This is a genomic window from Spirochaetia bacterium 38H-sp (genome assembly GCA_039023545.1).
Classification (GTDB): Bacteria; Spirochaetota; Spirochaetia; order Winmispirales; family Winmispiraceae; genus Rarispira; species Rarispira pelagica.
On sequence record JBCHKQ010000002.1, the window covers coordinates 191,354 to 202,881 of the forward strand.

At 41.0% G+C, this 11,528-nt stretch carries 8 protein-coding genes and 2 tRNA genes; 1 reads left to right on the forward strand and 9 read right to left on the reverse strand.

What is annotated here, in order from left to right; genetic code table 11:
- The 3 genes from WKV44_04770 to WKV44_04780 all read right to left on the reverse strand — a co-directional run bounded on the left by WKV44_04770 (window position 1) and on the right by WKV44_04780 (window position 1,297).
- On the reverse strand, window positions 1-780 hold the full coding sequence (locus tag WKV44_04770; GenBank protein ID MEM5947851.1) for a flagellar filament outer layer protein FlaA: 780 nt from the start codon (window positions 778-780) through the stop codon (window positions 1-3).
- A gap of 341 nt (window positions 781-1,121) precedes the next feature.
- Window positions 1,122-1,194: transfer RNA gene (locus WKV44_04775), tRNA-Pro, on the reverse strand.
- A 29-nt stretch (window positions 1,195-1,223) separates the two neighbouring features.
- Window positions 1,224-1,297: transfer RNA gene (locus WKV44_04780), tRNA-Asp, on the reverse strand.
- A 133-nt stretch (window positions 1,298-1,430) separates the two neighbouring features.
- On the opposite strand from WKV44_04780, the gene WKV44_04785 reads away from it, so the two are divergent.
- Entirely contained in the window at window positions 1,431-4,811 is a 3,381-nt protein-coding gene (locus tag WKV44_04785; protein ID MEM5947852.1) for a hypothetical protein, read from the forward strand.
- 89 nt (window positions 4,812-4,900) lie between these two features.
- Here the strand turns inward: WKV44_04785 and miaA are convergent, their stop codons facing one another.
- The 6 genes from miaA to fusA form a co-directional block, all read right to left on the reverse strand.
- Window positions 4,901-5,839 carry a tRNA (adenosine(37)-N6)-dimethylallyltransferase MiaA gene (gene miaA, locus WKV44_04790; GenBank protein ID MEM5947853.1) on the reverse strand — a complete coding sequence of 313 codons (939 nt, stop codon included), beginning with the start codon at window positions 5,837-5,839 and terminating at the stop codon, window positions 4,901-4,903.
- The gene (locus tag WKV44_04795; protein MEM5947854.1) at window positions 5,826-6,020 is read right to left on the reverse strand and encodes a DNA-directed RNA polymerase subunit omega; all 195 of its coding nucleotides are present in this window, start codon (window positions 6,018-6,020) and stop codon (window positions 5,826-5,828) included. The genes miaA and WKV44_04795 overlap by 14 nt, the downstream gene beginning before the upstream one ends.
- Window positions 6,021-6,181: 161 nt before the next feature.
- Window positions 6,182-6,706: a (d)CMP kinase gene (gene cmk, locus WKV44_04800; GenBank protein ID MEM5947855.1), complete on the reverse strand. Its 525-nt coding sequence runs from the start codon at window positions 6,704-6,706 to the stop codon at window positions 6,182-6,184.
- 11 nt (window positions 6,707-6,717) lie between these two features.
- Window positions 6,718-7,584 carry a YicC/YloC family endoribonuclease gene (locus WKV44_04805; protein ID MEM5947856.1) on the reverse strand — a complete coding sequence of 289 codons (867 nt, stop codon included), beginning with the start codon at window positions 7,582-7,584 and terminating at the stop codon, window positions 6,718-6,720.
- The gene (gene murC, locus WKV44_04810) at window positions 7,581-9,086 is read right to left on the reverse strand and encodes a UDP-N-acetylmuramate--L-alanine ligase (GenBank protein MEM5947857.1); all 1,506 of its coding nucleotides are present in this window, start codon (window positions 9,084-9,086) and stop codon (window positions 7,581-7,583) included. Before murC ends, WKV44_04805 begins: the two co-directional genes overlap by 4 nt.
- A 178-nt stretch (window positions 9,087-9,264) precedes the next feature.
- Entirely contained in the window at window positions 9,265-11,340 is a 2,076-nt protein-coding gene (gene fusA / locus WKV44_04815; GenBank protein ID MEM5947858.1) for an elongation factor G, read from the reverse strand.
- Window positions 11,341-11,528 lie beyond the last annotated feature (188 nt).

The following is an 11,528-nucleotide window of genomic DNA, read 5'->3' on the forward strand; positions in this document are numbered from 1 at the left end:
TTATTTTCCCGGAGCCGGTGCATTCTGCCAGAGCTCCTTAACCTTATCAGGATTACCAAGAAGCTCACCGTCAAAACCGGACTCATAAAGGTCTGTAAGAATCTTTATATGATCGATGTACACATAAAAATCATCGACCTTTTCCTCGGGAGTAGTCCATATAACCAGCTTTAACAGGGAAAGCTGTTTGAGAGCAGGAACATACTGCACAGCCTGCTGAATATATCCCGGGAAAATAACCCTCAGATTCTTCCAACCCTTAAACTTGATAGACCCAAAATCGAGCACATGTACCCTTCCGGTGTAATCCTGGATATGAGCCTCAAGAGTATAATTATGATTGGAACCCCATACCCATAGATCCAACTGCTGAACTCTGCCAGGCAAAGTTATGGGAGAAGGAACAAACTGGCCATTCTCCTCTTTTACGGGAACAAGCTCGACATAATTATATCCCTTAAGATCAAACTTACCGTGCACACCCAGAGCCCTGAGAGTCTTCCCCTCCGGGGTATCTAACATCTTTGCCAGTTCTTCCGGAACAGTCTCTACAAAAGCAATCTGAGGATACTCAATAGTCCCCTGATCGGTCTCCTCAACAGTGGCATACTTACTACCAATTGCTATCCAGGCATGAGAATTGGGCTCCTGCCCGGTAGGATCATCAAAAGTCTCAATCACTCGTGCCTGAAGATTCTCTGTAATCTCGTCAGCCGCAACTCCCGCAATAAAAACCAGGAGAAGCAACATCATAATGGAGAGGTAAATCCCTCGTTTCATCCTTATGCTCCTTTTGCCAACGCTTATACTAGTTGAATTATATTTCTATCAATTTCCTTTGTCAAATACTTTTCCTTATCTTTACGGCAAATTTGGAAAATATGAGAAAATACGCAAAAAAATAATACCGAACGGCTTTCCCGCACACAAAGAAGCACAAAAAGACTGGTACGGGAAAGCCTGCCTTCGGCATATAAAGAGGAAACCCACCTGTCATGTTTGCTACTGCAAAAAGCAGCACGGGAAGAGCACAGCGAATCCCGTGCGTTCGGTATAAAATATAAAAAAACTAAGAAGAGATTTATATACAGTACTGTATAATCAAGAATAAAGACTTGGAGTCGGGCTGGCGGGATTTGAACCCGCGGCCTCTTGGTCCCGAACCAAGCGCGCTAGCCTCTGCGCTACAGCCCGATAAAAAAAAATCCCCCCATCTGGGGGGTCGGGAGCGACGGGACTTGAACCCGCGATCTCCGGCTTGACAGGCCGGCGCGATAACCAGCTTCGCTACGCCCCCTTAAGTTGAGCGTAATATAAACTATAATGTAAAACATGTCAATATAAAGCGGATTTTTTTTATGACAACTTGACAAACAGAGATAAAAGAACGATAATATTGTTATCGTTAACAAAAAGATACAGGAGTTACCATGACAAATTTGGTAAAAGGCAAATTTTGTAAAATTAATAACAAAGAATACTACGTGATAGAAAATTATAAGAACATGCAGCCTTTTTTTATGGCGTTGGCTTCCAGTAGCGACGTATGGTGCTTTTTGTCTACAGAAGGCGGACTTACTGCAGGTAGAAAAAACGCAGATAATGCGATTTTTCCATATTATACAGAAGATAAAATACGGGATAATAGTGAGAATACAGGCAGCATAACAGTCATACGGGATATTGAGTCAAAAAGGATATGGATGCCTTTTTCCTTAAGATATAACGATATATATAATTTGAGTTACAACTTGTACAAGGCTGCGGATAACACGGCAATATATTTTGAAACAATAAATCATGACCTTGAGCTTTCTTTTATGTACGGCTATACAAGCAGTGCAAAATATGGTTTTGTCAAACACAGCATTATACGGAACACAAGTAAAGGAAAACAAAGAGATATAGAAATTCTGGACGGACTGCAAAATATTCTTCCCGCAGGCGCAACTTCTCAAGTGCAGAATGAGTTTAGCTGTCTTCTTGATGCATATAAAAAATCAGAACTTGAGAGTCCTTATCTTGGTATATACTGCCTGAGCTCCATACTAACTGACAGAGCAGAACCTAGCGAAGCCCTTTTTGCTACAACCTGTTTTACCACACTTAAGCCAGAGCTGATTCTGTTGTCATCTGATAAGGTAGAAAATTTTATACAGGACAGTTCTATTACAGAAGAAACAGATATAAGAGGAAAACGCTGTGCATATATTGCAAAGAAACGCATAAGTCTTGAAGAAAGCAGCGAATGGTACTTTGCTCTGGATATCAATATGACCCACAGCAAAATAGTAACACTCCTAGAAGAGTTGGAAGATATTAGTTCAACAGAAGAAAAGCTCAAAGAGGATATAAAATCCACAGCAGACGAGCTTGTGCATATAGTAGCAATGGCAGACGGTATACAGATAGGAGAGGATAAAAAAGCAACAAGCCATCACTATGCAAACACGCTATACAATGTAATGAGAGGCGGAATATTTATGGATGGCTATGACATAGATAAAGACGACTTTAGCCACTATGTAGCAATTCATAATAAAAAAGAATATTCCATACACAAGGAGTTTCTTGCAGACCTGCCGCAAAGGATGAGCAGAACAGAACTCATAGATCGTATAAAAAATCTTAACAGCAAGGTTATGACAAGACTTGCTTCAAGCTATCTCCCTCTGTCTTTTAGCAGAAGGCATGGAGATCCATCAAGACCATGGAACAGATTTTCCATAGAGATCAAGGATAAAAACGGCAAACAGATAAAAAACTACCAGGGAAACTGGCGTGACATTTTTCAGAACTGGGAAGCACTTTCTCTATCATATCCAGAATATTTGGAGGCATTTATACACACATTTCTCAATGCTACAACAGCGGATGGGTATAACCCCTACAGAATAAGTTATGATGGCATAGACTGGGAAGTTCCTGAGCAGGACAATCCCTGGGCAAATATTGGATACTGGGGAGACCATCAGATAATATATCTCCTAAAACTTCTGGAATGGTATGACAAATACAATCCCGGAAAGCTCTCAACAATGCTCAATCAAAAACTATTTACTCACGCCAATGTACCCTACAGGATAAAACCCTATGCAGAAATATTAAAAAATCCTCAGGACACTATTGTTTTTGACTGGGATGTACAGAAAAAAACCATCCAAAAACAGCAAGAACTTGGAAGCGACGGAAGGCTTATACTTGACGAAACAGGAGAGCCAGTCACTACAAGCCTAGCAGAAAAACTTCTCATCTTGGCTCTTACAAAGCTAGCCAACCTTATCCCTGGCGGCGGTATATGGATGAACACGCAGCGTCCAGAATGGAACGACGCAAACAACGCACTTGTAGGAGCAGGAATATCCGTTGTAACTCTGGCATATCTAAGAAGATACCTGGTATTTTTAAAGAAAATATTTGCAGATACAAAAACAGAGTATAAGGTGTCATACGAGCTTGCGGTATTTATTAACAGGATAAAAGAAATATTTGGCACATATGATCCCGTAACAACGCAGGCAGAAAAAGAAAGAGCCCTTTTTATGCAGTTTGCAGGGACAGCAGGAGAAGCTTACAGAGAAAGCATATACAACGGCCTATCTGGCCAAAACAGTCTTGCAAAAACAACAGAAATACTAGAACTAATAGACAAAGCCCTGGAACATGTGGAATACAGCCTCAAAGTAAACAAGAGAGAAGACGGACTATACCATTCATATAATTTGCTTATAACAGAAAAAGATAGCGCAAGAATCAGACATCTCTACCCTATGTTAGAAGGACAAGTTGCAATACTTTCTTCCGGCATGTTAAGTCCCCAAGAGAGTATAGAAGTGCTGGAATCACTCAGAAACAGTGCACTTTTTAGAGAAGACCAGCACTCATACATGTTGTACCCAGATAGAGATCTACCGCGATTTATGCAGAAGAACAAACTCTCTCTAGAAGAAGCAAAAAAGATTCCAATCATAGAAAAGATGTTTGCCAACAATGACTACAGACTCATAGAACCGGACAAAAAAGGCTACGCTCATTTTAACCCAGAATTTAGAAACAGAGAATGTCTGGAAAAAACCTTTAAAGAAATACTGCGGGAAGAAACATACTCTGCTTACGCACAAGATCTGGAAATGCTAGAAAAACTATATGAGCAAACATTTGACCACAAATCATTTACAGGACGCTCAGGCACTTTTTTTGCATACGAAGGGCTTGGTAGCATATACTGGCATATGGTATCAAAACTCCTTTTGGCAGTACAGGAAAATATAGAAAAAGCAGAAGGCACAACAAGAAAAAAACTTGCGGATATCTATCACGACATAAGAGCAGGACTGGGCTTTTCAAAAGACCCGCAGACATATGGAGCCTTTCCAACAGAACCTTACTCACACACACCGGCACACAAAGGAGCACAACAACCAGGAATGACAGGGCAGGTAAAAGAAGAGCTTTTAACACGAGCAGGAGAACTCGGTATAAAGATAGAGAACAGACAGCTAACATTCTCCCCTTATTTGCTCCCTGCAAAAGAATTGCTCACAAAAGAAAAAAGCACTAGCATAATCTGTAACCAAGGAAGACTAACGATAAACATCCCAGAAGGAGGATTTGCCTTTACAATCTGCGGCACCCCTGTAATCTACTCGACAGGAGATATCCCGGCAATAACAATAGAATATGCGGATGGCAAGAAGACAATAATTGCAGGGACAACATTGGACACGGAAACAAGCAGTAAAATATTTATGCGAACAAATAGCATAAAAACAATTACATGCACGATACAGAAAGAAAAACTTTATCAATAAATTATACCGAACGGAGGGAGCGCATCACTTATACAGAGTAGTAAAAATTGCGCTCACTCCTGCCTGCGGCATTATGGTTGCCAAAAAAACTATGATAGATATGTGGTCAAAGCATGCTCTGCGAAATCCTTGATATCAGATACCACAGAGATATTCTCTGGATGGTACCATCTTACATCCCCAAAACGCTTAAAAAAAGTGAGCTGTCGTTTTGCAAAATGCCGAGTATTCTTCTTGATTTCTTCTTTTATAAAATCCAGGGGAGCACCTTTATTAATAAAAAACTCCCTGTATCCTATAGCCTTAAGAGCGGGGGAATCAGCTGTATAACCTTCTCTGGCAAGGGCTTCTACCTCTTCTGCCAGCCCGGATACAAACATATTATCCACCCTCAGGTTTATCCTCTGATACAACTCTTCTCTGGGACGCATAAGCCCCAAAACATAAAAAGAATATTGGGAACGTCTCTCTCCGCACACTCCAAAAGAAGAAAGCTTTTTTCCTGTCTGCTCGATAACCTCAAGAGCCCTGGATATTCTATAAACATCATTTTTTCCAATCTTTTCCGCAGCCTGTCTATCAATATCAAAAAGTTTTTCCCAAGCTAATTGTGCTCCATGTTCTTCTATAAAACGCTTTACCCTCTCTCTTACTGTAGGACTTGCCGTAGGTGTCTCCGGAAGACCATATATAAAATGACGCAAATAATAGGCAGTTCCTCCGGCAACAATAGGTATTTTGCCTCTTGCTGCAATTTCTTTGGCACAGTCGTCTGCAAGCTGCACAAAATTGCCTACCGTATATTGCTCATCCGGGAAAAGTATGTCTATGAGATGATGCTTGAGCTTTTTTTGCTCTGATAAAGAAGGCTTTGCGGTACCTATGTCCAAGCCTTTATAGACTTGGTATGCATCCGCACTTATTATTTCTGCTATATCATAAAGATTATCGATAAGAAGGGATGTCTTTCCTACACCGGTCGGGCCAAGAATGACCACGACCGGTATTGGCTTGTTATTTTTCTTCAAGCTGGAACTGTACTTCCTTGGTTAATACTTGTTTTAAACTGAGAGAAACTATCTTGGAACCAACTTCTTCTACTTCTTTGCCTTTAAGGGATGCTAGCTGAGAAGCTCTTTTTATCGCGGCAACGCTAAGCTCATAAGCATTGCCTTTATAATCTATAAGCTCTGACAATGGTATTATCATGTTATTACCTCTCCTATTGTGTGTTAGAATAACAAAAATGTGTCTTGCTGTAAATATGCTTATGTATGTTGAGTGCTGTCAAAGCTGATTATTATGCTTTTCTTCTGCCGGAGGCAGCGCAGCCTGCAACAGCGGGCTGCGCGTTCGGTATAAAAATGTTTTCAGACTTTCCAGCGTTTTTTTGCTTCTTGTGTAATGATGTCTTTTATCATTTTGGGTGTCATGTTCTCGGTGTCTATTATGATGTCCGCTACTTCTTGGTATTTTTCTATGTCTATACCGTACAGTTCTTTGTATCTTTTGCTATCGGATATATCGCGTTGCTTTGTTCTGTTAAACACGTCCTTAAAGTCTCCACCTTCTCTTTTGCGGATTCTCTGTGCACGTACCTCGGGGGAAGCATAGAGATATACTTTTAGGGCTTCTTTTGGAGCAAGCCATATCGCCAGTCTTGAGCCCAGTACGCAGTTTCCCTCCTCAAGAAAGTCTTTTTGCTTGTTGTCAAGGTAAATGTCCCAATCAAAGCTTTTGTTAGCTTCTTCCATTATTTGTTCAAGTGTTACGCCTTTTTCTGCTGCAATGTTCCTAAATGTATAGTTTATCCACTTGAGGGATAGTTCTTCTGCTACTAGTCTGCTCACAGTGGAGTTACCACAGCCGCTTTTCCCTGATATCGCTATTATCATATCTTCCTCCGCTATTCTATGTTTCTGAGCTGTTCTCTTATGTTTTCAACTGCGTCTTTCATGTCGACAACTTTCTGGCTTATTTCTACTATTGTGCTTTTTGAGCCTATTGTGTTTATTTCTCTGTTCATCTCCTGGCAAAGAAAATCAAGCTTTTTACCCACCGGGATGTCTGAATCCGCCAGTTCTTTAAAAAGTTTTATGTGTGCCTCAAGCCTGGATATTTCTTCGTTTACAGAATACTTGGTAAGGAGCACGGCCAATTCCGCAAGCATCCTCTGTTCGTCCACAGCACCGGATAAAAGCTCCTGCATTCTTATAGTAAGCTGCTCTTTAAACATGGCTTCCAGCTCTGCTGCTCTTGTTTTTATATTTGCAAGTCCGTCTTCTACATGAGTAAGCTGAGATAGTATATCTCCTTTTGTGGCTTTTCCCTCCCTTTCCTTGGTTTCTATAAAGTCATACATGGCCTTATCGAGAACAGGCGTAAGGAAATCCATAAACTCATCTGGTGACAGATCTTTTTCTGTCTTGAGAAAGCCACCTACGGTAATAAGATTGTCAAGAGTTATTTTACCAGAAAGCTTTCTCTTCTTTTTTATCTGATAAAAGGCAGAAAGATAGGCATCCAGAAGCTCATAATCCACATTAACGTTTATTTTTTCTTCCAATTCTTTTACTCTTATATAAACTTCTACCTTTCCTCTTTGTATTCTAGTGCTGACAAGTTTCCTTACCTCCGGCTCTATCATACTAAAATAGGAGGGAAGTCCTACAAAAAGCTCCATAAAGCGGTTGTTATAGCCTTTTATTTCTACAGAGACATTCCACCTGTTATTGGCTGCTTCTTTATATGCATAGCCTGTCATGCTTCTCATATATTTTTGTCCTCCAAGTTAGAATAATACTTGTAAAGTTCTCTTCCTAAAATCCAGTTGTTTCCTGCACCCATAGTGATAAAAACATCCCCTGGTTTCAAAAGCTCCCTGCAAAGTCCCATGGCATCCATAACCTCATGCGAGTAATAAACAGCATCCTGTCTTTCTTTTACTCTCTCATACAGGTCTTTTCCTGTTATGTCTCCGGATTTTTCCCTGGCCGAGGCATATATCTTATGAAGTATGACAATATCTGCGTCAGTAAAGGATGCAGCAAAGTCATCAAGCAGTGCCTTTGTCCTGGAATAAGTATGGGACATAAAATCAACGACAATTCTTCTGCCGGGATAAAAAGAACGATAACCTGCAATTGTAGAGCGTATTGCAGTGGGATGATGGCCATAGTCATCAATAAACAGAATTCCCCCAGTTTCCCCTACAACCTCGCTTCTTCTCCTGGTTCCGGAAAAAGCAAGAAAAGCTGCAGAAAGCTTGTCGTAGTAGTCTTCTATAAAGCTGTCAAAAGACTCAGAAAACCCAGCCTTGACAGCAAGGACACTGATAAGCGCAAGGGCACCAACAGCATTCTCAATCATATGTTCACCTGGTACCTTTAGAGAAAAAGAAAATCTGTCATTGACAGAAAAACGCTGCATACCTGCAAGTTGTTCTGTGCCACTGATTCTAAAAGAAGCATCCCCAATTTTACCGTAGGAAATGAGATTTATATCTGTCCTACTACCAGAAATATGTTTTGCTACAGAACATGCTCCAGCATTATCCGCACAATAAATGAAAAAACCGTTCTCAGGCAATTTCATAGTATAATCTATAAAAGCGGATTCTATGTCCTTATAATCCTTAAAATAATCGAGATGATCAGGCTCAACGCTTGTAAGAAGAACACAGGAGGGAGAAAAGTGCATAAAGTGCCTTCTATACTCACATGTCTCTGCAATAAAAAAACTTGCCTTCTTTTTGTCAAAATGGATTGACGGAGAAGAAAGAACATTATAAGAAGGTCCTATAGTAGCCCGACCTCCCCATAGAGGCACTGCGCTGCCTGTAAGCGAGAGCGCAGGCAGTCCAATGGCATTGGCAAGAGTACCGGAAATAGCCGTAGTACTTGTTTTACCGTGTACGCCAGAAATACCACAAGAAAAAAAACCCTGAGAAAATGCGCCTAAGGCTTCAGGATAAGAGACAAGCGGTAGCCCTAATTGAGCTGCTCTAACAAGCTGAGGATGAGAAGACTTGTCGTATGCTGCGGAAAAAACAATACAGTCCCATGAAGAATCAATCCACTCAGAAGAAAAATCACGTATACAGACACCGAGAGATGACAGTATCTCATCTGTATAAAAGGGCTCATCCACATCGGAGCCCTCCACAAAGGCACCGGAAGATACACACAACTCCGCAAGAGCCGTCATTCCGGTACCCTTAATACCTACAAAAAAAAGTCTGGAAGAAGCAAGTGATGACGGTAAAAACAAATCCATGCAAAATATTAAAAAAAACAGAAAGCTATTTCAAGTAACACATAAAAATAAAAAATACAAAAACACCTTTCTCTGCACAGCAAAACAGGCAAGAAATCCACATATCATTTTCTGGCAAGACTTTTATGCCCAAAAAACAAAAAGGGGATGCTAAGGCATCCCCCTGTCATTTTGCAACTTATCCTGCAACAGCAGCCTCTGCCTCCTTGGCCTTCTTTATGATATCTTCTGCAATTCTTCCCGATACAGGCTCATAATGGTCAAATTCAAGCTCAAAAGCACCCGTGCCAGAAGTCATGGACTTTAGATCAATTGCATAGCGCAGCAGCTCTGCCTGAGGAACAAGGGCATCAATCTCCACAATACCTCCACCAAGAGGCTCCTGTCCAAGCACTCTGCCACGCCTACCGCTGAGATCAGAAAGAATATCACCCACATACTGTTCTTCTATAAAAACCTTAAGCTTCATAACAGGTTCAAGCAAAACACAAGCAGCCTTGGAAAGAGCCTCCTTGAGAGCCTCTTTTGCGGCAATCTTAAATGCCATCTCGGAAGAATCCACAGGATGCTCCTTACCATCAACAACCTTCGCCTCAAGGTCAACCACAGGATAACCGGCAAGTATACCGGACTCCATGCCTTCCTTAACCCCCTTCTCCACACCAGGAATATATCCCTTGGAAATGGCACCACCGTGAATCGCATTGACAAAATTAAAATTCTCACCACGCGGCAAAGGAGCAATTTCAAGTACAACCCTAGCATACTGACCATGTCCACCTGTTTGTTTTTTGTGCGTATACTCCGCAGAAGCAGGCTTGGTAAGAGTCTCTCTGTATGCAACCTGAGGTGTCCTTGTGTGGACATCTATTTTATACTTTTCTTTAATTTTATTGAGAATAATATTGATATGCAGCTCACCCATACCAGAAATAACAGTTTCCTTAGTCTCGGGATTATAGCGCATAACAAAGGTTTTATCCTCCTCAGCCTCTCTGTGCAACAACTCACCCAGCTTATCCTGCTCTTTTTTGGAACCAGCCTCTATCGCAAGAGAAAAAATAGGCTGTGGCAGAGCAAGAGGAACAAAGGTAAAATCGATTTCCTTTTGAGAAACAGTATCGTTGGTCTGAAGAGATTCCATCTTGGTAAGCACAGCTATATCTCCGGCTCCCAAGCTATCTGTCTCTGTAAGCTTCTTTCCTAGAGCGGTAAAAACCTTGGCAACTCTTTCTTTTTTATGTTCCCGTTGATTAAAAATCTCCATACCAGGAGCAATAGAACCTCTAACAATTTTTATATAAGACAGCTTACCGGAAAATTGATCATAAAAAGTCTTAAAAACATAACCACAAAAATCTCCCTCAGAAGAAATAGCAAGACTATCTTGCTCACCATTTTTTAAAATAGGCTCCTCAATAGAAAGAGGAGAAGGAGCAATTTCACTCAATACATTAAAAAGGTCATTGATACCGGAGTGATTGATTGCAGAGCCACACATAACAGGAACAAACTTATTATCCTTAAGTCCCTCCATAAGACCTCGCTTGGCCTCCTCCAGACTCAGTTCCCCCTCTTCAAAATACTTCTCTGTAAGCTCATCATCACCCTCGGCAGCAGCCTCAATCATTCTAAAATGAGCCTCCTCGGCCATATCCTTGTATTCTTCGGGTATATCAATCTCTTTTTCCTTACCATTCTCCATAACGTGTGCCCTCATGGTAAGAAGATTGATAACACCCTTAAAATCTGATGCCTCACCCATAGGAATAGTTACTGGGATAAATGTCTTTTTAAACCTATCCTCAAGCATCTCCATGGTATCTGCATAGCTTGCATTATCTATATCCATCTTATTGATAAAAATCATTCTAGGCATATTTCTTTTATCAAGGCGCCTCCAGAGCTTTATAGTCTCAATCTGCACCCCGGCTTTAGCACCCACAACAACAAGAGCACAATCAGCAGTTCTAAAAGAGGAAACAACCTCACCAATAAAATCTCCCGACCCCGGAGTATCAAAAATATTAACCTTATGCCCGTGCCACATAAAACTGCAAAGACTGGTCTTTATGGAAAAACCATTGGCAATCTCCTCAGGCAAAAAATCGCTAACAGTCTTGCCGGACTCAACAGTCTCCGGCCGGTCAATAATACCGGCAGACTTAAGAATATGTTCCATCAGCGTAGTCTTGCCAGTACCACCATGCCCTACAATAGCGATGTTTCGGATAATATCCGTTGTCGTTCCCATAGCGTGCTCCTTTCTTGGAGAAGAATCCCCGTTGATAATATCTTTATCTACTATAGGAGTGTAAACTAAGAGTTGTCAAGGAAAATATTTTTTTGGGAAAAGAATAAGAAATTATATCGAACGTCGGGATTGCACCATCCCAAGTAAAGCAAACATGCAATGAGCAATCCCTCCTGCCTGCGGCATAA

What these genes read in the sequence shown, in the direction of transcription:
- WKV44_04770 (MEM5947851.1), bottom strand. Translation starts at nt 780, where the DNA reads ATGAAACGAGGGATTTACCTCTCCATTATGATGTTGCTTCTCCTGGTT.
- WKV44_04785 (MEM5947852.1), top strand. Translation starts at nt 1,431, where the DNA reads ATGACAAATTTGGTAAAAGGCAAATTTTGTAAAATTAATAACAAAGAA.
- WKV44_04795 (MEM5947854.1), bottom strand. Translation starts at nt 6,020, where the DNA reads ATGATAATACCATTGTCAGAGCTTATAGATTATAAAGGCAATGCTTAT.
- cmk (MEM5947855.1), bottom strand. Translation starts at nt 6,706, where the DNA reads ATGATAATAGCGATATCAGGGAAAAGCGGCTGTGGTAACTCCACTGTG.
- WKV44_04805 (MEM5947856.1), bottom strand. Translation starts at nt 7,584, where the DNA reads ATGAGAAGCATGACAGGCTATGCATATAAAGAAGCAGCCAATAACAGG.
- murC (MEM5947857.1), bottom strand. Translation starts at nt 9,086, where the DNA reads ATGGATTTGTTTTTACCGTCATCACTTGCTTCTTCCAGACTTTTTTTT.
- fusA (MEM5947858.1), bottom strand. Translation starts at nt 11,340, where the DNA reads ATGGGAACGACAACGGATATTATCCGAAACATCGCTATTGTAGGGCAT.